At 64.0% G+C, this 23,382-nt stretch carries 16 protein-coding genes and 4 tRNA genes; 6 read left to right on the top strand and 14 right to left on the bottom strand.

Annotated features, from left to right (window positions below; genetic code table 11):
- Nucleotides 1-50: 50 nt before the first annotated feature.
- The 4 genes from ACTHN9_RS03625 to tsaB are packed head-to-tail and all read right to left on the bottom strand — an operon-like array spanning nucleotide 51 to nucleotide 3,302.
- Nucleotides 51-1,064, bottom strand: a complete 1,014-nt coding sequence (locus ACTHN9_RS03625) for a DUF1853 family protein (protein WP_440535382.1) — start codon at nucleotides 1,062-1,064, stop codon at nucleotides 51-53.
- The gene (locus ACTHN9_RS03630; protein WP_440535383.1) at nucleotides 1,061-2,050 is read right to left on the bottom strand and encodes a uracil-DNA glycosylase family protein; all 990 of its coding nucleotides are present in this window, start codon (nucleotides 2,048-2,050) and stop codon (nucleotides 1,061-1,063) included. The genes ACTHN9_RS03625 and ACTHN9_RS03630 overlap by 4 nt, the downstream gene beginning before the upstream one ends.
- Entirely contained in the window at nucleotides 2,050-2,532 is a 483-nt protein-coding gene (gene rimI, locus ACTHN9_RS03635) for a ribosomal protein S18-alanine N-acetyltransferase (RefSeq protein ID WP_440535384.1), read from the bottom strand. The genes ACTHN9_RS03630 and rimI overlap by 1 nt, the downstream gene beginning before the upstream one ends.
- Nucleotides 2,529-3,302 carry a tRNA (adenosine(37)-N6)-threonylcarbamoyltransferase complex dimerization subunit type 1 TsaB gene (gene tsaB, locus ACTHN9_RS03640; RefSeq protein ID WP_440535385.1) on the bottom strand — a complete coding sequence of 258 codons (774 nt, stop codon included), beginning with the start codon at nucleotides 3,300-3,302 and terminating at the stop codon, nucleotides 2,529-2,531. Before tsaB ends, rimI begins: the two co-directional genes overlap by 4 nt.
- A gap of 139 nt (nucleotides 3,303-3,441) precedes the next feature.
- On the opposite strand from tsaB, the gene ACTHN9_RS03645 reads away from it, so the two are divergent.
- The 3 genes from ACTHN9_RS03645 (at nucleotide 3,442) to aceA (ending at nucleotide 7,436) form a co-directional block, all read left to right on the top strand.
- On the top strand, nucleotides 3,442-3,711 hold the full coding sequence (locus ACTHN9_RS03645; RefSeq protein ID WP_440535386.1) for an acyl-CoA-binding protein: 270 nt from the start codon (nucleotides 3,442-3,444) through the stop codon (nucleotides 3,709-3,711).
- A 442-nt stretch (nucleotides 3,712-4,153) separates the two neighbouring features.
- On the top strand, nucleotides 4,154-5,755 hold the full coding sequence (locus tag ACTHN9_RS03650) for a DEAD/DEAH box helicase (RefSeq protein ID WP_440535387.1): 1,602 nt from the start codon (nucleotides 4,154-4,156) through the stop codon (nucleotides 5,753-5,755).
- A 373-nt stretch (nucleotides 5,756-6,128) separates the two neighbouring features.
- On the top strand, nucleotides 6,129-7,436 hold the full coding sequence (gene aceA, locus ACTHN9_RS03655; protein WP_440535388.1) for an isocitrate lyase: 1,308 nt from the start codon (nucleotides 6,129-6,131) through the stop codon (nucleotides 7,434-7,436).
- 181 nt (nucleotides 7,437-7,617) lie between these two features.
- On the opposite strand, the gene ACTHN9_RS03660 is transcribed toward aceA, so the two are convergent.
- Both ACTHN9_RS03660 and ACTHN9_RS03665 read right to left on the bottom strand, forming a co-directional pair.
- Complete coding sequence (locus tag ACTHN9_RS03660; RefSeq protein WP_440535389.1) at nucleotides 7,618-8,052, bottom strand: universal stress protein; 435 nt, start codon at nucleotides 8,050-8,052, stop codon at nucleotides 7,618-7,620.
- Between the two features lie 200 nt (nucleotides 8,053-8,252).
- On the bottom strand, nucleotides 8,253-9,155 hold the full coding sequence (locus ACTHN9_RS03665) for a LysR family transcriptional regulator (protein WP_440535390.1): 903 nt from the start codon (nucleotides 9,153-9,155) through the stop codon (nucleotides 8,253-8,255).
- A 141-nt stretch (nucleotides 9,156-9,296) separates the two neighbouring features.
- Here ACTHN9_RS03665 and ACTHN9_RS03670 point away from each other — a divergent pair, with 141 nt between their 5' ends.
- Nucleotides 9,297-10,037, top strand: coding sequence for a haloacid dehalogenase type II (locus tag ACTHN9_RS03670; protein WP_440535391.1), 741 nt, complete (start codon nucleotides 9,297-9,299; stop codon nucleotides 10,035-10,037).
- An 84-nt stretch (nucleotides 10,038-10,121) separates the two neighbouring features.
- Nucleotides 10,122-11,714, top strand: a complete 1,593-nt coding sequence (gene aceB / locus ACTHN9_RS03675) for a malate synthase A (protein WP_440535392.1) — start codon at nucleotides 10,122-10,124, stop codon at nucleotides 11,712-11,714.
- Nucleotides 11,715-11,811: 97 nt separating this feature from the next.
- On the opposite strand, the gene ACTHN9_RS03680 is transcribed toward aceB, so the two are convergent.
- A complete protein-coding gene (locus ACTHN9_RS03680) occupies nucleotides 11,812-12,243 on the bottom strand; it encodes a gamma-glutamylcyclotransferase family protein (protein ID WP_440535393.1) in 432 nt (143 codons plus the stop codon).
- Nucleotides 12,244-12,476: 233 nt separating this feature from the next.
- Between ACTHN9_RS03680 and ACTHN9_RS03685 the strand changes: the two genes are divergently transcribed.
- Nucleotides 12,477-13,358, top strand: a complete 882-nt coding sequence (locus ACTHN9_RS03685) for an AraC family transcriptional regulator (protein WP_440535394.1) — start codon at nucleotides 12,477-12,479, stop codon at nucleotides 13,356-13,358.
- Nucleotides 13,359-13,460: 102 nt separating this feature from the next.
- Here ACTHN9_RS03685 and ACTHN9_RS03690 read toward each other — a convergent pair whose 3' ends face one another.
- From ACTHN9_RS03690 to ACTHN9_RS03720, 7 genes are all read right to left on the bottom strand, one after another.
- The gene (locus tag ACTHN9_RS03690) at nucleotides 13,461-13,940 is read right to left on the bottom strand and encodes a GNAT family N-acetyltransferase (protein WP_440535395.1); all 480 of its coding nucleotides are present in this window, start codon (nucleotides 13,938-13,940) and stop codon (nucleotides 13,461-13,463) included.
- A 264-nt stretch (nucleotides 13,941-14,204) separates the two neighbouring features.
- Nucleotides 14,205-14,281: transfer RNA gene (locus tag ACTHN9_RS03695), tRNA-Asp, on the bottom strand.
- A gap of 79 nt (nucleotides 14,282-14,360) precedes the next feature.
- Nucleotides 14,361-14,436, bottom strand: a tRNA-Glu gene (locus ACTHN9_RS03700).
- Nucleotides 14,437-14,511: 75 nt separating this feature from the next.
- Nucleotides 14,512-14,588, bottom strand: a tRNA-Asp gene (locus ACTHN9_RS03705).
- A gap of 87 nt (nucleotides 14,589-14,675) precedes the next feature.
- Nucleotides 14,676-14,751 (bottom strand) — tRNA-Glu (locus ACTHN9_RS03710).
- Nucleotides 14,752-15,010: 259 nt separating this feature from the next.
- Nucleotides 15,011-17,155, bottom strand: coding sequence for a response regulator (locus ACTHN9_RS03715; protein WP_440535396.1), 2,145 nt, complete (start codon nucleotides 17,153-17,155; stop codon nucleotides 15,011-15,013).
- A 21-nt stretch (nucleotides 17,156-17,176) separates the two neighbouring features.
- Nucleotides 17,177-23,212 (bottom strand): HAMP domain-containing protein, encoded by a 6,036-nt coding sequence (locus ACTHN9_RS03720; protein ID WP_440535397.1) that lies wholly within the window; start codon nucleotides 23,210-23,212, stop codon nucleotides 17,177-17,179.
- Nucleotides 23,213-23,382 lie beyond the last annotated feature (170 nt).

A 23,382-nucleotide genomic window follows, 5' to 3' on the forward strand; every position in this document is an offset into this window, starting at 1 on the left:
GGTCGGGCCGATCATGCCGATAAATTGCCCGCTACGGCTCGCAAGCGCGCTCACGCGGTTTCCAATGCATACGCGCTAGCCTGCTCGGGCCATTCGTCGGGTACGACGAATCCGCGCTCGGTCTCGCGCCAGCACTCAGGCGCTAGCGGATCGCGCTCGAATACCGCAATCATCGCCGGGCCGGTGGGCTGCCCAATCTGCCCGATCCCAAGCTGCTCTAGCCGCTCGGCCAATGCCTGCGCGGTCGCCAAGCCGGCCACGTCAACCTCATGATCCGCAATGCCGGCCCGCGGCGCGAGCCAGGCGAGGCGCGGTAAGACGGCCCAGCGGGCCTCGTCGCGACTCGCGCGCAGGGCGGGCCAATCGCCGCGGGTAACCCAAAAGCCGCGATGATGCGCCGGCTCGATCGACGGTGCGACCGGCGGGGCTTCGCCCCACCGGTAGAACAGCCAGCCTTTGACGAACATCTGCGGCTGCCACGGACCGGCATGCCCCAAGGCGCCGAACTCCTCGCGCGACGACAACGGTAATTGATGCCCGAGCAAATGCGCGAGTTTCAAGTCGAAACGATCTTGTAGATTGGGGCCGACATAATCGGCCAACTCGGCCCGCTCGCCGCCCGCATGCAGATAGCATTTGACGGCCAGTTCCCAATGCAGCCGCCGCCCGCTCGCGCTTTCGATGAGAAAATCGCACTCGCCGATCGTCCGGCCCGCGAGCCGAAGCGCGACGTTCGCGGCGACAAGCCGACCGGCCGGGCCGTGCTGCAAGAAAAAGCCGAGCAAACACTCGGCGTAGCGACCTAGCCGCACGATGCGCGTCGCTGCGATCGCTTGGTGCAATGCAGCCGGATCGCGGTCGAGTTCGCGCAGCCAATCCAACGTGGCGGCCTCTTGCTGCACCGTCTCGAATGGATCCGCAAGTTCGCCGCCGGGCAGCTGGGCACGGAGCAACGGGACGCTCAATAGCAGCCAGGCCAAGTCGCGAACGATGGGATCGAGCAGCGCGCCTTGCAGCGCGGCGAGCGCGGCAGCGGGATCGGCGGCCGGCTCGAGCGCGCTCATCGCGATGCCTGGGTCTCGGCCAGTACTTGCCGGTACGTATCGTGGGCCAGGCACAGATCGACCCAGGCCTTTGCCTTATCCGGCAAGCTGCGCAACAAGTATGCGGGATGGTAGGTCACGATGACGGGCACCTCTTCATAGCGATGCACGCGGCCTCGCAGCGACGAAATGCTGGCGTCGGTCTTGAGCAGGTTTTGCGCGGCGACGCGCCCGAGCGCGACGATGAGCTTCGGCTTGAGCAACGCCACCTGCCGCTGCAAATACGGCTCGCAACGGGCGACTTCGTCGGGCTCGGGATTCCGATTGCCGGGCGGCCGGCATTTGACGACGTTCGCGATATAGACGTTCTCGCCCCGCGCGAGCGAGAGCGCGCGCAGCATGCTGTCGAGCAGTTTGCCCGCCTGGCCGACGAACGGCTCGCCCAGCTTGTCCTCGTTTTCTCCAGGCGCCTCGCCGATCAGCATCCAATCGGCCTCGCGGTCGCCGACGCCGAACACGGTGTTCGTGCGCTGTTCGCACAGCCGACAGCGCTCGCATGCCGACACGCGCGCATGGAGCGCGTCCCAATCGAGCGTTGCCACGCCGCCCGCATCGCGAGGCTCGACCGCGGACGAGGCGTCGGCGAAATCGGGCATCGACGGCATGACGGGCATCGCGGACGGCATGGGCTCGAAATCGTCCCAAGCCGGTTCGTCGATGGGCGGGGCGAGCGGCGCGTTGCTCTCTTGCTTGGCCGCCGAACTCGCGGGCTGCGCCTGAACGGGTACGGTCACGGGCACCGAGGGCCGTTCCTCAACCCGTGCAACACCCGCCCCCCTCTCCTGCGCCGCTTCAGCACCATGCGTCGACGGCGCGATCGCCGCCGCCGGCACCGGTTCGCCGCGCGCCGTCTCCTGTGCGACTTGGCCTGGGCCGTTCGACGCCCCGCGCCGCACCCATAACGTCCCGAGACCCAGCGTCTCGAGCGCGGCTTCATCGAGCGGCATCACTCGCCCTCCTTCGAAAACGTGCAGCGCATGACGAGCGCGTCCTCGCGGCCATGGCGTCGTGCGGGATAGTAGTTCTTGCGTCGGCCGATCGTCGCAAATCCAAAACGTTCGTAAAGCCGCAATGCACGCACATTGGACGGCCGCACTTCGAGCAGCAGACCCGACAGCTGCTTGCTGCGCGTCGTGCGAACGGCCTCGCGCAGCAAGGCGAGACCCGCTCCCGTGCCCTGCACTTGCGGCGCCACGCACAGATTGAGCAAATGCATCTCGTCGACGACGGGCATCAGCACGCAGTAGCCGACCAGGGCGCCCGCGACATGCCGCATGCAGATGCCGAAATAGCCGTTCCGCAGCGAATCTTCGAAGTTGCCGCGCGACCACGGAAAATCATAGGCTTCGTGTTCGACGGCAGCGACCTCGTCGAGATCGGCTTCCGTCATCGGCGAGAGGTAGCGGTCGGCCAGCAATACCCCGCTCATCGTGCCTCCCGCCCACCGCCCGCCGCACGCGCTGCAAGACGTTCGGCGGTTGTCTGTGCGACTTTGTCGCGCACGTACTCGGGCGCCGCGTGTTCGGCGGCAACCGTTCGGCCCGCCCAGTAGGCGCGCAGCGCCGCGAAAGCCAGCGGTTGCGCGTGCGGCAGCGCAGCTCGGTCGACGACGCTCGCGCGTTCGGCCACGGTCAGACGCGCGCCGAATGCATCGGCTGCATTGCCGGCCAGTGCGAACGGCGTATCCGGCGCAATAAGCGCGTCAGGCGCGCCGAGCGACGGCGGCACGACGGTCCGCCATTCGCCGGCAGCGGCGTCCCAAGCGTAGTCGGCCCAGTACACCTCGTCCATTCGCGCGTCGAGCACGGCCAACACGCGTGCGATCGACGGGTCGCGCCGCCGTGCGCTCTCGGCGCAGATCAGCAGCGTGCCGATCGGCACGACGGGCACGTCGAGGCCGAACGCGAGGCCCTGCGCCACGCCGGTGGCCGTGCGCAAGCCCGTGAACGAACCGGGGCCGGCCCCGAAGGCGACGGCGTGGCATGCATCGAGCGCGAGCCCCGCTTCGTCGAACACTTCGCGCACGGCCGGCAGCACGCGCGTACTGGAAACGGGGCCCGTGGATTCGTGTCGCGTCCAAACGCGCGCGGGCGCGGGTTGCGAGCAAGCCGAGGCGGCCGAGGGGGCCTCCGAGGAAATCAGCGCGACCGAGCAATATTCGGTCGAGGTATCGAGAGCAAGCAGCACGGTTGATGTCATGGGCGCTATTGTAATGCGGCTCGTGCGGCGCCCCGCCGCCCGTATGCGCCGCCCGCGTTTGGAAGCATCGCTCGATCTTTCCGGCTCGAACGCTTGCTATGATCGGCGGCCTTATCGTTTATGCACGGGAGAAACCATCGTGAGCAACGTCGACGCACAGTTCGAGCAAGCGCAGGTAGACGTCAAGAGCCTGCCCGAGAAACCGGGCAACATGACGCTACTGCGTCTTTATGCGCTCTTCAAGCAAGCCACCGAGGGCGATGTGCATGGCGACAAGCCCGGCTTCGCCGATATCGTCGGCAAGTACAAGTACGACGCCTGGGCCTCGCTCAAGGGTACCGAGCAGGACGTGGCGAAACAGCAGTACGTCGAACTCGTCGAATCGCTGAAGAACGGCACCGCAAGCTGAGCTGGGCCACCCCGCGCCGCGCGGGCAGCGCTCGCCGCCACGTTCGCACGTTCGCCGGCCGGTAGCCGTTGCCTCCACCGGCCGATTTTGCCCGCCACGCCACGTAACGGTGGCGCAGCGCAGCAAAAACCCCTATAATGCGCTCTACGCTTCTCGCGCCGGCCTACATTGGTGTGTGCAGCGTGCCGTAGCGTTTTGCTCCAATCCAGTTTAGAACCTGTCCCCTTCCGCCTAGGCCTTCGCAGGCCGTCTCATACCAGGCTGGCGGCGATGCCATAACGGCGTCCCGTATCCGATACAGCTTCTAACGAAAAGCTCGCCCCTGTTCGCGAGCTGCCCCCGTTTTGCGATTTGCTCGCGTGCGCTCGTGCATGCTGAATCCGACGACTTGGGTAATGCCGATTGGCGCCGACGCCTTATTAGCCGTCTTCTTAGGATTCTCATGACCTCGAGCTTCGATTCCAGCCCGCTGAACGCCATTGCCGATCGCGCCCTCGGCCAGGACGCCGACGCAGCGCCCGCCAATGCGGCGTCCGCAGACGCGGCGCCGACCGATGCCGCCGCCACCGATGCACCGTCGGGCCCCACGTTCGCCTCGCTCGGCCTGTCGCCCGAAATCGTTTCGGCGCTGACGGCTGCAGGCTACGCGGCTCCCACGCCGGTGCAGCAGCGCGCCATTCCCGCCGGCATCGCCGGCCGCGACCTGCTCGTTTCGAGCCCCACGGGCTCGGGCAAAACGGCAGCCTTCATGCTGCCGGCCATCGAGCGCTTCGCTCAAATGCAAAAGACGCAAGCGGCACAGCCGCGCGAGGCCGGTGGCGATCGTCGCCCGCGCCGCGGCCCGCCCGTCGCCCGCCCGGGCTTGCTCGTGCTGACGCCCACGCGCGAACTCGCCATGCAAGTCACGACGGCCGCATCGGCCTACGGCAAGCATCTGCGCCGGCTGCGCACGGTCAGCATTCTCGGCGGTGTTGCGTACGGCCAGCAATTGATGCTGCTCGCGAAGAACCCCGAAATCCTCGTGGCGACGCCCGGCCGTCTGCTCGATCACCTCGAACGCGGCCGTATCGATCTGTCGCAATTGCAGATGCTCGTGCTCGACGAAGCCGATCGCATGCTCGACATGGGCTTTATCGACGACATCGAAACGATCGTCGCCGCCACGCCCGCCACGCGGCAGACGATGCTCTTCTCGGCCACGCTCGACGGTAAGATCGGCTCGCTGACGGGTCGCCTGCTCAAGGATCCGGAGCGCATCGAAATTGCGCGCCAAGTCCAATCGAGCTCGAACATCGCGCAGACGGTTCATTACGTCGACGACCGGGATCACAAAGATCGCCTGCTCGATCACCTGTTGCGCGACGACGCGCTCGATCAAGCCATCATCTTCACGGCAACGAAGAGCGAAGCCGATCAGCTGGCCGGCCGCCTGGCCGATGCCGGCTTCTCCTCGGCCGCGCTGCACGGCGATCTACCGCAAGGCGCGCGCAACCGGACGATTCGCGCACTGCGCGAGCGTCGCGTGCGCGTGCTCGTGGCGACGGACGTCGCTGCGCGCGGGATCGACATCCCCGGCATCACGCACGTGTTCAACTACGATCTGCCGAAGTTCGCCGAAGACTACGTGCACCGCATCGGCCGTACGGGCCGCGCGGGCCGCTCGGGCATCGCCGTGAGCCTCGTGCATCACGCCGAGCAAGGCGCGCTCAAGCGGATCGAGCGTTTCGTGCGCGCGCCGCTGCCTGTCAACGTCATCGAAGGCTTCGAGCCGCGTAAGGCCCCGCCGGCGCGCACGGGTAACGGCCGTGGCCGCCCGGGCGGCGGCAATGGCGGCCGACGCTTCGGTTCGAGCAGCAACGGCGCTTCGCGTGGCAATGGCGAGAACCGTAGCAGCACGGGCAACGGCTTCGGCGGCAATGGATTCGGCGGCCGTGGCAGCTCGAACGGCTCGCGCAGCGGCTACGGCTCGCGCGACGGCTATGGCGCGCGCGACGGCCAAAGCCGCCGCGGCGACGGCGGGCGGGGCGCTCGTCGAAACGGCTAAGTCTCCCGGCGCATGAGTGCGTCGATACGAAAACCGGTGCTAGATGCACCGGTTTTTTTTCGCCCGGCCCGGCGACGCGGGCCCTCGCATTGATCGAGCCCCTTTTTCACGATGCGAAAAGATTTTTTGTGTCGTAAAAATCTGTGCTGCGTGGCACAACCGCAACCGTTGCGACATGGAAAACGGCATTTCTCATTGCAAAATATAGAACCTATCTTTTTGATTTTTAACGACTAAATACATTCTAGAAACGTTCGATTCCGCCTACTCCGAAAGATTCGAATTGCCTAGACTCTTATATAAGAGTTCTCGACCGAATCGGCCGCGGCAAGCAAGATCCCCGTTCTCTATTTCAAGCAACCAGGAGTCCACCATGTCCCGCCAACAGCAAGCACAGCACCTTCAGCAGCAATGGGAAACCGATCCGCGCTGGCAAGGCATCAAGCGCGGCTACACGGCCGAGGACGTCGTGCGCCTGCGCGGCTCGATCCAGCCGGAACATACGCTTGCCAAGCGCGGGGCCGAAAAGCTTTGGACGCTCATCAATAACGAGCCCTTCGTCAACGCGCTGGGCGCGCTGACGGGCAACCAGGCGATGCAGCAAGTGAAGGCCGGCCTCAAGGCGATCTACCTGTCGGGCTGGCAAGTGGCGGGCGATGCGAACGTGGCCGGCGAAATGTACCCCGACCAATCGCTCTATCCGGCCAACTCGGTGCCGCTCGTGGTGAAGCGCATCAACAATACGCTTACGCGCGCCGATCAGATTCAATGGTCCGAAGGCAAGAACCCCGGCGACGAAGGCTATATCGACTTCTTCGCGCCGATCGTGGCCGATGCCGAAGCCGGCTTCGGCGGTGTGCTCAACGCTTTCGAACTGATGAAGGCCATGATCGAAGCCGGCGCGTCGGGCGTTCACTTCGAAGATCAACTGGCATCGGTCAAAAAGTGCGGGCACATGGGCGGCAAGGTGCTCGTGCCGACGCGCGAAAACATCGGCAAGCTGACGGCGGCACGCCTGGCCGCCGATGTGTGCGGCGTGCCGACGGTGCTCGTCGCCCGCACGGACGCCGAGGCGGCCGATCTGATTACGTCGGACGTCGACGACAACGACCGTCCGTTCCTCACGGGCGAGCGCACGGTGGAAGGCTTCTTCCGCACGAAGCCCGGCCTCGAACAAGCGATCTCGCGCGGCCTGGCCTATGCGCCGTATGCCGACATGATCTGGTGCGAAACGGGCAAACCCGATCTGCAGTACGCCAAGAAATTCGCCGAGGCGATCCATAAGCAATTTCCCGGCAAGCTGCTCTCGTACAACTGCTCGCCATCCTTCAACTGGAAGAAGAACCTCGACGATGCGACGATCGCGAAGTTCCAGAAGGAATTGGGTGCGATGGGCTACAAGTTCCAGTTCATCACGCTGGCGGGCTTCCACGCGCTCAACTACTCGATGTTCAATCTCGCGCACGGCTATGCTCGCTCGCAGATGAGCGCGTTCGTCGAACTGCAGCAGGCCGAGTTCGCCGCCGCCGAAAAGGGCTTCACCGCCGTCAAGCACCAACGCGAAGTGGGCACGGGCTATTTCGACGCCGTGACGCAAACGGTCGAACGCGAAGCCTCGACGACGGCGCTGCACGGTTCGACCGAAGACGAACAATTCTTCGACGCGAAGAAAGTGGCATAAACGACGGGACTCGCGAGGGGACCTGAAGGGAGGACGCGAGCCCCGCATGCGATGGGCATGCGGGGCTACGCGTTTGATTGGGCCCGCACGCAAGAGTCGCGGCCGCGATGGCTCGAGCGAAGCGCCCGCGCCATTACGCCCGGCCCGGCCCGGCAACGCCACGCCACGCTCTACCGCACCTTCACCGATACACGATCACGGGAATCTTCGTATGCGTGAGGACACGCTGCGTCTCGCTGCCGATCAGCAGGCTGCCGAGTCCTTTGCGCCCATGCGAGGCCATGAAGATGACGTCGCATCCGCCGCGTTCGGCGGCTTCGATGATGCCCAGGTAGGGGGACGGATGCACGCTCGTTTGGCTTGCGCATGTCACGCCGGCTCGGCGCGCGGCTGCTTCGACTTCGACCAAATGGTCGCGGGCTTCGCGCTCGCTGCGCGCCTGAAAATCGTCGGGCTGCTCGATGATGACGTCCGAGAACGGCGAGTATGGGTATTGCGGCAAGCAGGCGTAGGCGGTAATGCGGGCGCCGACCGTCCGCGCCAGATCGATCGCGCCGTCGATCGCCTTTTGCGACAGTTCGGAACCGTCGGTCGGGACCAGTATGTGCTTGAACATCGAGCCTCCCTCGTCGGCGGGTGCTGCACGAACGCACGTTGTGCGACGCCCGACGGCGGCATCGCGCACCGCGGTGCGAGCACGCTCAAGTCGATTGTAGTGCTGCGCTCGCCGCGCGGCGGGCAGGCCTCGGGTGAGCCCGCATATCGGAAACCCGCGCGCAGCCGCTCATGCCGCCCGCGCCGGTTCGCGGCCGCCCGTTATTGCCAGTAGCCGGGACGCTCATAGGTATGTTTGAGGAAATCGAGGAAAAGCCGCACGCGCAACGGCAAATGCCTGCGTTGCGGGAACACGGCATGGATGCCGATCGGCGGTGCCGCGAACGCGTCGAGCACCGTCACGAGCCGGCCCGCCGCAATATCCTCCCCGGCTTCCCACGACGAACGCCACGCGAGACCGTGCCCGGCCAGGCACCACTCGTGCAAGACGGCCCCGTCCGAACATTCGAGCGTGCCCGACACCTTGATCGAAACCACTTTGCCCTCTTGCTGAAACGTCCAGCCGCGCTGCTGATTGATGCCGGCCGCGAGCGCGAGGCAGTTGTGATGCGCGAGATCGGCGAGCGTGTGCGGCGTCCCGTGGCGTGCCAGATAAGCCGGCGCCGCCACGCAGACGCGCCGATTTTCGGCGAGACGCAGCGACACGAGCGACGAATCGGGCAGTTCGCCGAATCGCACGGCGCAGTCGAACCCTTCGTTGACGAGATCGACCATCCGGTCGGACAAATCGAGCGCGATCGATACCTCGGGATGCGCGGACGCGAACGCGGGGATCAGCGGCGCCACGTGTTTGCGTCCGAAGCCCGCCGGCGCGGACAGGCGGACGTGGCCGCTCGCCTTCACGCCCCCTTCCGACACGCTGGCTTCGGCGTTTTGCAAGTCGCCCACGATCCGCTGGCAGTCCTCGAGAAAGGCAGACCCCTCGAACGTCAGCGTGAGCTTGCGCGTCGTGCGCACGAGCAGTTTCACGCCAAGCCGTTCCTCGAGCGCGTCCAGCCGGCGCCCGATCACCGCGGGCGCGACACCTTCGGCCTGCGCCGCGGCGGAAAGGCTGCCCTTCGCCGCCACAGCCACGAACGTTTCGATTTGTTTGAAGCGGGACATGAATGCCAACCTTCCGAAAAAGCGATCGATCGGCAGATTATGTATCAAAAAGTCAAAGATCAAGTGACGTCAACGGTCTTTTTCGATCCATCAAGTCACAAATAGAATACGTTCCGGACCTTAAGTGCGGGAGCCCTGGCTATGACATCGCTGCGACGCTTTCCGAAAGCCGTGCTGTTCGACGCATACGGCACGCTGTTCGACGTGCATTCGGTGGTGGCCGCAGCCGAGCAGCTATTCCCCGGACAAGGCGACGCGCTCTCGCAGCTATGGCGCCTCAAGCAGATCGAATATTCGCAATTGCGCACGCTCGCCGATCTGAACGGCTCGCACTACAAGCCCTTCTGGGACGTGACGCTCGATGCGTTGCGCCATGCAGCGCGTCGTTTGCGCTTACCGCTCGATGCGGCCGGCGAGAAACGCTTGATGGATCAGTACGCGTGCCTGTCGGCGTTTCCCGATACGGCACCCGCGTTGCGCGCGCTGCGCGAATTCGGGGCAACGCCGGCCGGCCGCACGCTCGGCCTGGGCATTCTTTCGAACGGCAATCCGGACATGCTCGACATCGCCGTCAAGAGCGCCGGCATCGCCGATCTGTTCGACCACGTGCTCTCCGTCCATGCCGTCCACGCCTACAAGCCCGCCGCTGCCGCCTATGCGCTGGGCACGCGCGCGTTCGATGCGAGTGCGCGCGAGATCGTTTTCGTTTCCTCGAACGGATGGGACGTGGCGGGCGCCGGCTGGTTCGGCTACACGACGTTTTGGATCAACCGGGCGGGTGCGCCGCTCGAAGAACTCGAATCGAAACCGCGCGGCATCGGCACCGGCATGTCCGACCTCGTCGACTTCGTGAAGACGCTCGCGCAGACAGAAAAGGATTGAAGCGACCCTGCCCGCGCGTCACAGCCCGGACGCGCGAGCAGATCGCCGTATTGTTGCCATCTGACCGACCTAAGGAGACTTTCCATGGCGAACACGCTGTCGTTACCCCAAGGCATGCAAATCACCGGCGCTATCGAGCCCGGTTTCGAAACGATCCTGACGCCCGATGCGCTCGCGCTCGTCGCCGATCTGCATCGTACGTTCGAGACCCGCCGCCGCGAGTTGCTGCAAGCGCGCGCCGAACGCACGCAGCGGCTCGATGCCGGCGAGCGGCCCGAATTCCTCGCCCAGACGAAGGCCGTGCGCGAAGGCGATTGGAAAATCGCCCCGCTGCCGAAGGATCTCGAATGCCGCCGCGTCGAAATCACGGGCCCGGTGGAGCGCAAGATGATCATCAACGCGCTGAACTCGGGCGCGGACGCGTACATGACCGACTTCGAAGATTCGAACACGCCCAACTGGCACAACCAGATCACGGGCCAACTGAATCTGAAGGACGCGGTGCGCCGCACGATCTCGCTCGAACAGAACGGGAAGACGTACACCTTGAACGATAAGGTCGCGACGCTGCTGGTGCGCCCGCGCGGGTGGCACCTCGAAGAGAAGCACGTGACGGTGGACGGCCAGCGCGTGTCGGGCGGTATCTTCGATTTCGCGCTGTACCTGTTCCATAACGCGAAGGAGCTGATCGCGCGCGGCAGCGGCCCCTACTTCTATCTGCCGAAGATGGAGAGCCACCTCGAGGCCCGCTTGTGGAACGACATCTTCGTGGCGGCTCAAGAGGCCATCGGCTTGCCGCGCGGCACGATTCGCGCGACGGTGCTGATCGAGACGATCCTCGCCGCCTTCGAGATGGACGAGATTCTGTACGAACTGCGCGAGCACAGCGCCGGCCTCAACGCCGGGCGTTGGGATTACATCTTCTCGGCAATCAAGAAGTTCAAGAACGACAAGGATTTCTGCCTCGCCGATCGTGCGCAAATCACGATGACGGTGCCGTTCATGCGCGCCTATGCGTTGCAGTTGCTCAAGACCTGCCACAAGCGCAATGCGCCCGCGATCGGCGGAATGAGCGCGCTGATTCCGATCAAGAGCGATGCGGCCGCCAACGAGAAAGCGATGGGCGGGGTGCGCTCGGACAAGAAGCGCGATGCCACCGACGGTTACGACGGCGGTTGGGTGGCCCACCCGGGCCTCGTGCCGGTCGCGATGGAAGAGTTCGTCGCGGTGCTGGGCGACAAACCCAATCAAATCGCCAAACAGCGCGACGACGTGCAGGTGACGGCCAAGGATCTGCTCGACTTCCGCCCGGAGGCGCCGATCACCGAAGCAGGCTTGCGCAACAACATCAACGTCGGGATCCATTACCTCGGTTCATGGCTCGCCGGCAACGGCTGCGTGCCGATCCACAATTTGATGGAAGATGCGGCCACCGCGGAGATTTCGCGCTCGCAAGTGTGGCAATGGATCCGCTCGCCGAAAGGCAAGCTCGAAGACGGCCGCAAGGTCACGGCGGAACTCGTGCGCGCGCTGATCGCGGAGGAACTGCCGAAGATCAAGGAATCGGTCGGCGGCCAGACGCAATCGTACGATCGCGCCGGCACGATCTTCGAGAAGATGTCGACGTCGGAAACGTTCACCGACTTTTTGACGCTGCCGCTGTACGAAGAAGTCTAAGCCGGCGAAACAAGCGGCGGCTCAGTGCCGCCGCTAGCCGAGCCGTGCCGCCCCCTCTCACGAGCCGGCACGGCGTTGTTGCGCTTGCAGCGCTCGATCAGCGGCCGTACTTCAGCGCGGCGACCGAATCGCGCGCGAGGCGGTAACTGATCCAATCGCCCGCTTGGATGCGCGTGCGCCCGCCCACCGACACGTCGTCGACGGGATAAAAGAAGCACCGCAGCTCGCGGCCCATGACGGCCACGTTCACCTCGCGCGATTTGAACAAGCTGTCGATCCCCGGCTGCACGCCCTCGATCCGATCCAGCACCGGCACCAGTGCCTCGTCGATCTCGTAGACGTCCCCGCGAACGGGATTCCCCGTTTCGTCGGGTACCAACCCCGGATAATCGCCGAAGTCGTACAACCGCCCCATGACCGCCGCCCGTCCGATCATCCGCGGCGCGTCGACGCCGTGGCGCGCGGCGGCCTGGCCGATGTCGTTGATTTCGCCGGCTCGCAACGTGCCGTACACGAATACGTATCGCATGTGCCCTCGTCCTTTTTTATGTGGGTGTGCACGTCGCCGGTTGTATGGCTCGTTCAATGCTTTGGACTTCGCCGGCGAACGCTTAGGCGCCGAACGCGATGCGGGGAATGACTTCGCACCGTGTGCACTCGGCTCGTGCATTATGCATGCCGAATAAAACGGACGCACATACAATACCCATACGCATTTTTCCCAATGCGCGGCGCCTTTCATTTCACCGACAGTCCATCGCTTTGAACCCGACCGACCCCGCCGCTCCGATTGCGGCCGCGCGCGTGCTCTTGCTCGACATTCCGCCTAGGGTCGCGCCCACGCCCCAGCATCCGATTCGCGTCAGGGCCCGCCCCATGCCGGCCGGCGAACGCATTGCGTGGCACATGCATCCTTGGGCACAAGTCGCCTACGCTTCGCGCGGCGTGATGCGCGTCGCCATCGAGGACTGCACGTGGTTGGTTCCGCCCTCGCGGGCGATTTGGGTGCCGCCGCGCATACCGCACGAAGTCGTCGTCATCGAAGCGGCGTACCAGCGCACGCTCTACATCGACGAATCGGTGGTGCCGCCAGGGCTCGACGCTTGCCGCGTCGTCAACGTGTCCGGCTTGCTGCGCGAGGCGATCGCGGCACTCGACGCCGACGGGCTCGACCCGACGCGCGAACGGCTGCTCGGCGCGCTGGCGCTCGACGAGATCACGCGTTCGGAACCGTTGCCGCTGTCGGTCCCGCTGCCGAGCGAGAAGCGGCTGCGCGCGCTATGCGAAGGACTCTTAGCCGATCCCGGCAACGCCGACTCGCTCGAATATTGGGCGACGACCGTCGGCGCGAGCACGCGCACGATCGCGCGATTGTTTCGCCAGGAACTCGGGATGAGCTTTTCGCAGTGGCGCCAGCAAGCCGTGCTCGCGCGAGCGATTCCGCTCTTGCACCGGGGCCGGGCGCTGTCGCAGATCGCGCATGAACTCGGCTACCAGAGCCAAAGCGCATTTTCCGCGATGTTCCGGCGCGCATTCGGCGAAAGCCCGCGCGCGTTCATGATGCGCGACGTGGAGCAGGCCCCGGAGCGGGCGGGCACCGACGAGGACTTCGAAGGGCTGTTAGCCTCGTCGGAAAGCACCTGAGCGGCCACGGCGCCGCCGCCGTTCGGCGATGGGTGCGCATACGGGCGCATACAGGCGGATATGCGTGCGTAGGAGCGCATCTGGGCAGATACGCGGCGCGGATCAAACGGGCCGCGTCATATGGCGAATGGAGCCCAACTGAGCCAGCCTAGGTCCCGCCAACCGGTAACCCATGCGCAGGTACAAGCGCGCTGCCGGGTTATCGACGAACACCCGCAACTGCAGCTCGCGCAAGCCCCGTTCGCGCGCCCAGTCGTGCGACGTCTCGAGCAGGAACGTGCCCGCGCCTTTGCCCCGATGGCCGGCGGCGATCTGGACGTCGCGGATGTGCAGCGAATTGCCCTCCTCCGTGAGCCGCAACACGCCGATCGGCTCGTCGTCGATCTCGAGGATGAAGTTTTCGGACTCCTGCCAGCTCGCGAGGAACAAGTCGGCCCGCCAAGCCAGCCTATGCCGCTCGTAGTAGCGGCCCATGTTGGTGCGCGTCAGCGCCTCAGCAAAGGCGAAATCGCTCATCGAGGCTCTGCGCAGATGAAACGGCGAGGGTGCGTGATGCACGGGCGCGTCGGTCGGATCGAACATCGTAGCCGGATCGAAAGAAACCCTCACCACAGTAAGACAGCATGATGCGACTTGCAATGGCGGATTTTCCCGCGCCGGTTGCCGGCGCAACCATCGTGGCCAAGCGTCCGGCTCGTTTCGAACGCCGGGGTTCGCATGGGCCCACAGTAAGCGCTAAAGTGCAAACTGCGGCGGAGCTTTGCATGGGCCGCAGTAAGCGCTAAAGCGCTACTGCAGCACCAAAGGAAAAAGCCCGCTCGAAGCTTGTTCGAACGGGCTTTTATTTGGCGGAGTGGACGGGACTCGAACCCGCGACCCCCGGCGTGACAGGCCGGTATTCTAACCGACTGAACTACCACTCCAGTCTTGCATCTTGGCCCGCGGACGTCGGTCGTTTCCGCAAGCCGCAGCGCTTCGATTCACGAAACGCCGCCGATGTTTTGGCGTCCCCTAGGGGATTCGAACCCCTGTACTCACCGTGAAAGGGTGATGTCCTAGGCCTCTAGACGAAGGGGACAACAGGTACTGCTCAATCTACTGCTTACACCTTTATTGAAAAAGCCCGTTCAAGCATCCCTGAACGGGCTTTGTCTGGCGGAGTGGACGGGACTCGAACCCGCGACCCCCGGCGTGACAGGCCGGTATTCTAACCGACTGAACTACCACTCCTTAACTTGCGCATCATACTCGCGAACGGTCGGTTTCGTTTCGCAAGCTGCAATCCCTCACCGTATCTGGATGAAGCACCGCGATGTTTGGCGTCCCCTAGGGGATTCGAACCCCTGTACTCACCGTGAAAGGGTGATGTCCTAGGCCTCTAGACGAAGGGGACAAAATCTTTTCACATCTGTTCTTCGCCTCAACTTTCGTCAACAGCGAAGAACGCTATTCTAACTCGCCGATTGGCGTTTGTGAAGTTTTTTCGAGCTTTTTCTTTCAATCACTGCGCTTCGAAAGCACTTCACAACTACCCGCCGGCCGCATCGCGCAATTTTCAACTCACACGACACCTCGAACAGCAGAGCCTCGCATTATACGCATGGCTCGCATGCCAGCGCAAGCGATTTTGCGCGCAGCGGGCGGCCCTTCGGTCAGTTGCCGGCGCTTTTCCCGAGCTTCGCAGCCTCGTGCTCCGACATCAATTCCAGCAGCGTCCCGATGTCGGCGGGTTTGACGAGATAGTGGTCGACACCGGCGTCGGTCGCGTGGCGGATGTTTTCTTCCTGCCCGTAGCCGCTCAACGCGACGATCAGCGCATCCGGGCAGGCCCCGCACCGCAGGTGCTTGGCCAGCTCATAGCCGCTCATATCGGGGAGCCCGATGTCGAGCACGACGATATCGGGGCGCGTCTCGCCGGCGACGCGCAGCGCGGACCCGCCGTCCACGGCGCATCGGACACTGAACCCGTGCAGGGTCAGCAGCGCATCGAGGCTTTCCGCCGAGGCCGCAAGATCGTCGACCACGAGGACGCGGGTCGCCGTCTTGCGGTTCAGATGTACGACGGGCGCGCGCGCGGCAAGCCGATGCGGACCGGCGACCGCGGGCAGGCGCACCACGAATTGCGCACCGCGCCCGACTCCCTCGCTCCTGCACGTGACGGAACCGCCGTGAAGCTCGGTGAGGTGCCGCACGAGCGTCAACCCGATCCCGAGTCCGCCCAGCGAGCGATGCAACGACGTGTCCGCCTGCGCGAACAACTCGAAAACGTGCGGCAGAAATGTCTCGTCGATGCCTTGTCCGTCATCGGCAACGGTGATCGATGCGCATCCGTCTTCCATGCGCGTCGAGACCGTGATGTGTCCACCGTCCGGCGTGAACTTCGACGCGTTGTTCAGCAGGTTCGAGATGACTTGCGCCAAGCGAACGAGATCGCCCTCGACGACGGCATCGGGCGCCGCCTCGTCGCAAGTCAACGTCTGCGCGCGGCGGATAAAGTGAGGGCGGCTGGTTTCCACCGCGCGGCCGATGATGACGGACAGCGGCACGGGCTCCTTGCGTAGCGTCACCGTGCCGCGAGCGATGCGAGACGCGTCGAGCAGATCCTCGACGATGCGCACCATGTGCTCGACCTGCGTACCGACGATTTCGCCGGCCCAGCGCAGCACTTTGGCATCGTCCGCCCTCGCGTCGCGCATCACCGCGGCCGCATTGGCAATGGGCGCGAGCGGATTGCGCAACTCATGCGCCAACATCGCAAGAAACTCGTTCTTCCTGCGGTCTCCGTCGCGGATCGTCGAGAACAGCAGCGCGTTCTCGACGGCGATGGCCGCGCGGCTCATGAACTCCTGCAACAGCGTCTGGTGTTCGGGCGCGGCCGCGTCCGACGCCGTGTAGCAAAGCACGACAGCGCCGCTTAAGCTGGCCGTCACCAACGGGAAGATGCCGATCCGGCGAATGCCGCACGGCTCGCCGGCATCGTTCGAGGCTTCGAAGATCCGCGCGCCTCCCGACGTCTCGTCCGCCGGTTCGCCGAGCAGCAACCGGTCTAGATAATGCCCTGCCTGCGGAAACAACGCCCCCAGCGTATTCGATCGAAACGCATCGAACGCTGGGGCGGCGAGCGGGCCGCGCGTCGCCGAGCGCGTGACGACCGCACCCGAGTCGCCGATCCGTTTGACCGTGACAAACACCGTCTCGGCGAATTCGCCGGCCACGAGTTCGGCGATACGCTGCAACGTCGTATCGATTTCGAGCGAACGCGTGAGCACCTGGCTCGCGGTCGCGAGAAAATCCGCGCGCTGCCGGGCGCGCTCCGCCACCGCCCGCCCCGCTTCGGCACGAGCGAAAGCCTCGCGTTCCGCCGCCCGCGAAAGCAGCGCCTCGTGCATACGGTGCATCTCGACGAATGCCTTCACCTTCGAGCGCAGAATCTCGGGCACGACCGGCGAGGAAATGTAATCCACCGCGCCTAGCGAATAGCCGCGCTTCATTTCCGCTTCGTCGACGTACGCGGTCACGAAAATGATGGGCGTCGTGGCGGTTTTTTTGTAGCTGCGCAACAGCGAGGCCGTTTCGAGACCATCCATGCCCGGCATGTTCACGTCGAGCAAAATGACCGCGAAGCGTCGCTCGAGGACAGCCTTCAGCGCCTCTCGGCCCGATCCGACCGCGATCACGTTCTCGCCTAACTGCTCGAGGACCGTGCGCATCACGACCTGCTGCTGCGGCAGGTCGTCCACGACTAGGATATCGACCGGTGTCCGATCACCCGCGACATTGTCCAAGGCGAATTCCATAGATCGACAACCTTCTAGCTTCTAGCGGTGCAGCCAGGCATGCAGCACCGCGAGCAGATCGTCGCGGTTCACAGGCTTGGACAGATAGTCCCACGCGCCCGCTTCGATGCAACGCTCGCGATCGCCCTTCATCGCCTTCGCCGTCACCGCGATGATCGGCAACGTCCGTCCGACAGGACGCTTGCGAATCTCCCGCATCGTAGTGAGGCCGTCCATCTCCGGCATCATGATGTCCATCAGCACGATGTCGATTTCCGCGTCGGATTCCACGAGGGCAATCGCGTCGCGGCCATTGTCCGCCCATACGTGGCGCATCCCGTGATCTTCGAGCACGGTGGCCAACGCGAAGATGTTGCGCATGTCGTCGTCGACGATCAACGCCTTGCGGTTAGCCAGGTCGGCCCCCGAACCGTGAATACCGTCGACCACCTTGCGCGCGTCGCTTGACAGCCACCGATGATCCAAATGCAACGAGGCCACCGCCGCATCGAAAAAGCGGGCGAAGTCGGAAACAGGCTGCATCCGATAACGCTCGGCGGTCTCGACGATCCGCCCCGAATGCTTGCCGGACGAAAGGACGACGAACGATATGGGCACGAACGACCGATGCTCCGGCAACGCGCCAACCACACGCCGCTTATACGCTTCGAACAGATCCTCCGTCACCATCACCGTGCCGCAATGATCGCCGGCCAGAGCCTGCGCCAACGCATCGGCAGTCGGAACGGCGACCGGCGCAACTTTGTCGCTCGCTAACAGCGCGAGCAACTCGTCGCGCTGCGCCGACTCGGGCATCGCCACCAGCACCTTGCGCGGCAATTCGCCCGCGTAGCGAGCCAGCGAGCCCAGCGCGTCGTCCAATATTTCGCGCGATTGAATCGGCTTGGGCAAAAACGCCAGCGCCCCTTCGCGCAGCGCGCGCTCGCGCGATTCGTCCGTGGAGATCACGCACACGGGCATATGACGGGTGGCCATATCGTGCTTGAGGCGGCCCAGCACCCGCCAGCCGTCCATATCGGGTAAAAACAGATCCAGCGTGACAAGGTCGGGCTTGAACTGGTCCGCGAGCGTGAGCGCCGATGCACCGAGCGGCGTGACCAGCGCCTTGAAACCATGCTCGCGCGCCGCATCCAACAAAACGCCGGCAAAGGCCTGGTCGTTTTCGACGATCAATGCCACTCGCTCGCCCGGCCGGATATCGAGCCGGTCGTCTTCGGGCGTGGCCGCCAAGTGCCGCGCCTCGTCGACCACGCTATCGACAAACGCCTGCGCCGGCAGCCCCTTTGCTTCTCGCCTGCCCCCCACCTCGAGTGCGGGCGCCGCGATTTCCTCGCTCGGTACCGCGGCCGGCTTGCGCGCGGCGCGGCCCGTATCCGCCGACAGCGGCAAATAGAGCGTAAAGGTACTGCCCTTGTTGGGCGAGCTGACCAGTTTGATCTCTCCGCCCAGCAGTTTCGACAGTTCGCGGCTGATGGCGAGACCGAGGCCGGTTCCGCCGTACTTGCGGCTCGTACTGCCGTCGGCCTGCTGGAACGCTTCGAAGATGATCTGCTGCTTATCCGCGGAAATGCCGATACCGGTGTCCGATACGGAAAACGCGATGACGTCCACTGCGCGGTTCAGGCTGTCGTTATCGACGCTCCATCCCCCGAACACCTCTTCGATCGACAACGTCACATGCCCGCGATGCGTGAACTTGAATGCGTTGGACAGCAGGTTCTTCAGAATCTGCTGCAGGCGCTTGATGTCCGTATGGATCGATGCGGGCAACGCGGTGCCGACGTGGATCACGAAGTCGACGTTGCGCGATTCGGCGACATGGCGGAAATTGCGTTCGGCGTAGGATGTCAGATCGGCAAGGCGATGCTCGGCAAAATCCATGACGACCGTGCCCGACTCGATCTTCGACAGGTCGAGGATGTCGTTGATCAACATCAGCAGTTCGTTGCCCGACGAGTGAATCGTGCGCGAAAACTCGATCTGTTTCGACGAAAGATTGCCTTCCGTATTCTTGCAAAGCTGGTCCGACAAAATGAGCAGACTGTTCAACGGCGTCCGCAACTCATGCGACATGTTGGCCAGAAACTCCGACTTGTACTTCGACGTCAGCGCAAGCTGTTTGGCCTTTTCTTCCAAGGCTTGGCGCGCCTGTTCCACTTCGGTGTTCTTGCGCTCCACTTCCTGATTTTGGTGCGCCAGCAGCCGCGCCTTTTCCTGCAACTCCTCGTTCGTTTGCTGCAATTCCTCCTGGCGGCTTTGCAACTCGTGCGCGAGCGATTGCGACTGCTTGAGCAGATCCTCGGTGCGCGTATTCGCCTCGATCGTGTTGATGACGATACCGATACTCTCCGTCAGTTGATCGAGGAAGGCGAGGTGAATGGGATTGAAGCGTTCCGCCGAAGCGAGTTCCACGACGCCCTTGACCTGCCCTTCGAACACGATGGGCAGCACGAGCACGTTCTGCGGCACGATGCTGACGAGGCCGGACGTAATCCGGAACGCGTCGTTACCGGACGGCTCGAGCAAAATCTTGCGACGCTCCACCGCGCATTGGCCGACGAGCCCCTCGCCGAGCTGAATACCCTTGCCGTGCAACGAACGCCCGCCCGATGCGTAACTGGCCATCAAACGCAGCAAGATCTCGTCCGACGACGCATCGAGCACGAAAAATTCGGCCTGCTGAACGCCGACCACCGGCGCAAGCTCCGATAGGATCAACTCCCCCACCGCGACCAGATCTTTCTGCCCTTGCAGCATCCGGCTGAATTTCGCGAGGTTCGTCTTGAGCCAGTCTTGTTCGGTATTGACCTGCGTCGTGTCCTTCAGGTTACGGATCATTTCGTTGATCGTATCCTTCAGTGCCGCGACTTCGCCGAGCGCTTCCACGGTGATGGAGCGTGTCAGGTCGCCCTGCGTCACGGCCGTGGCGACCTCGGCGATCGCGCGAACCTGCGTGGTCAGATTCGCGGCCAACTGGTTCACGTTCTCGGTAAGGCCCTTCCACGTGCCGGACGCGCCCGGCACCTTCGCCTGGCCGCCGAGCTTGCCTTCCACGCCCACTTCGCGCGCCACCGTCGTCACCTGATCGGCAAAGGTCGCGAGCGTCTCGGTCATGCTGTTGATCGTATCGGCCAGCGCGGCGATTTCGCCTTTCGCCTCCACCGTCAGCTTGCGGGCGAGATCGCCATTCGCGACCGCGGTCACCACTTTGGCAATACCGCGCACCTGGCTCGTGAGGTTGCCCGCCATGAAGTTCACGTTGTCCGTCAAATCCTTCCACGTGCCGGCCACGCCCTGCACATACGCCTGCCCGCCTAGCTTACCCTCGGTCCCCACCTCGCGCGCCACGCGCGTCACCTCCGAGGCGAACGAGCGCAGCTGATCCACCATCGTGTTGATCGTGTTCTTCAGTTCGAGAATTTCGCCCTTTACGTCGACCGTGATTTTCTTCGACAAGTCCCCCGCCGCGACCGCCTTCGTGACGTCGGCGATGTTGCGCACCTGGCTCGTGAGGTTGCCGGCCATGAAGTTCACGTTGTCGGTCAGATCCTTCCACGTGCCGGCAACTCCCTGCACGTCCGCCTGCCCGCCGAGCTTGCCCTCGGTGCCCACTTCGCGCGCCACGCGCGTCACCTCGGAAGCGAACGAGCCGAGCTGGTCCACCATCGTATTGATGGTGTTTTTCAGTTCGAGAATTTCGCCCTTCACGTCGACCGTGATTTTCTTCGACAAGTCCCCCGCCGCCACGGCCTTCGTGACGTCGGCGATATTGCGCACTTGGCTCGTGAGGTTGCCGGCCATGAAGTTCACGTTGTCGGTCAGATCCTTCCACGTACCGGCGACGCCCTGCACATCGGCTTGCCCGCCGAGCTTGCCTTCCGTGCCCACCTCGCGCGCCACGCGCGTCACTTCCGATGCGAACGAGCGCAACTGATCGACCATCGTATTGATCGTGTTCTTCAGTTCGAGGATCTCGCCTTTGACGTCGACGGTGATCTTTTTCGATAGATCGCCGGCCGCCACGGCCGTCGTCACGTCGGCGATGTTGCGAACCTGGGCCGTCAAGTTGCCGCCCATCGAATTGACCGAATCGGTCAAGTCCTTCCAGGTGCCGGCCACGCCCTGCACATCGGCCTGGCCGCCCAGCTTCCCCTCCGTACCGACTTCGCGCGCCACCCGCGTCACTTCGGACGCAAACGAGCTGAGCTGGTCCACCATCGTGTTGATGGTGTTCTTCAGTTCCAGGATCTCGCCCTTCACGTCGACCGTGATTTTCTTGGACAGGTCGCCCGCCGCCACGGCCGTCGTCACCTCGGCAATGTTGCGCACTTGTGCCGTCAGGTTGCTGCCCATCGAATTGACCGAATCGGTCAGGTCTTTCCAGGTACCCGCCACGCCTTGCACGTCGGCTTGGCCGCCCAGTTTGCCTTCGGTACCCACCTCGCGGGCGACGCGGGTCACCTCCGAAGCAAACGAGCGCAACTGATCCACCATCGTATTGATGGTGTTCTTCAACTCGAGAATCTCGCCCTTCACGTCGACCGTGATTTTCTTCGAGAGGTCCCCCGCCGCCACCGCCGTCGTCACGTCGGCGATGTTGCGCACTTGCGCGGTCAGATTGCTGCCCATCGAGTTGACGGAGTCGGTCAGATCCTTCCATGTGCCGGCCACGCCCTGCACGTCGGCCTGGCCGCCGAGCTTGCCTTCGGTGCCCACCTCGCGCGCCACGCGCGTGACTTCCGACGCGAACGAGCGCAACTGGTCCACCATCGTGTTGATCGTGTTCTTCAGCTCGAGGATTTCGCCTTTCACGTCGACAGTGATCTTCTTAGAGAGATCCCCGGCCGCCACGGCTTTGGTCACTTCCGCGATGTTGCGCACCTGGCTCGTCAGATTGCCGGCCATGAAGTTCACGTTGTCGGTCAAATCCTTCCACGTGCCCGCGACGCCTTGCACATCCGCCTGGCCGCCGAGTTTTCCTTCCGTGCCCACCTCGCGCGCCACGCGCGTCACTTCCGAGGCGAACGAGCGCAACTGGTCCACCATCGTGTTGATGGTGTTCTTCAGTTCCAAGATTTCGCCCTTCACGTCGACGGTAATCTTCTTCGACAAATCGCCGGCCGCCACGGCTTTGGTCACTTCCGCGATGTTGCGCACCTGGCTCGTCAGGTTGCCCGCCATGGAGTTGACGGAATCGGTCAGATCCTTCCATGTGCCCGCGACGCCCTGCACGTCGGCCTGACCGCCGAGCTTGCCTTCGGTGCCCACCTCGCGCGCCACGCGCGTGACTTCCACCGCGAACGTGCCGAGTTGCTCCACCATCGTGTTGATGGTTTTTGCCGTCCGCAGAAATTCGCCTTGCAGTGCTCGTCCGTCCGCTTCGAGCGCCATGCTCTTGGACAAGTCGCCTTGCGCCACGGCGCCGATCACACGTGCCACCTCGCTCGTCGGATGCACGAGATCCGCAATCAGCGAGTTGACCGCGTCGATCGAATCGCCCCAGAAGCCGCGCGCGTAGGGCAGCGCCGCGCGCTCCTTCAAGCGCCCTTCCTTGCCGACGACGCGGCTCAACCGGCCGAGTTCCTCCGACATCCTGACGTTCTGTTCCACCACCTCGTTGAACGTGTGCGCCACCTTGCCGTGCACCCCCTCCCAGTTCAACGGCAGCGTTGCCGCCTCGCCTTTCTGCAGCGCGGCGAGCGAAGACAGGACCGCGCTCGTGCGCGCGTCCGCATCCTTCCGACATTCGAATAGGCGGTTCACATCCTGCGCGGCATCGAGCCAGCCGCCGGCGAGACTATCGCTGTCCATGGCCTGGTCGCCGGGTGCAACGGTCCCGCCCGCCAGTCGACTCGACAATCGGCCGAGTTCGCGGACCATCCGCGCCGATTGCGACGACAATCCGTTGAATTGCTCAGCGACTTTTGCCGCTTCGCCCGTCCAGTGTTCGGGAAGACGATAAGACATGTCGCCCCGACGAAGTGCGCTCAATGCCGTGGCGATCAGCGCGAGTTGATCGTCGGACCGCTGGGGTGTCTCGGTAGCGAACGTTTCCATGAATTCCTCGGAAGTCAGGACGAGCTTTTATTCTTTTGAAGGGAGCGGACAGTGGCGACACAGGCGCCGCCCAAGTCGCCTTTCTGGGGTAATCGCAGCGCAGTCTAGCGCATTAATTTGCTTCGCGGAGAGGCTCTGGAACCCTTTTCATCGTCAGATGAATCGGTCGA

The sequence above is a fragment of the Trinickia sp. genome (assembly GCF_051953405.1).
GTDB lineage: Bacteria > Pseudomonadota > Gammaproteobacteria > Burkholderiales > Burkholderiaceae > Trinickia.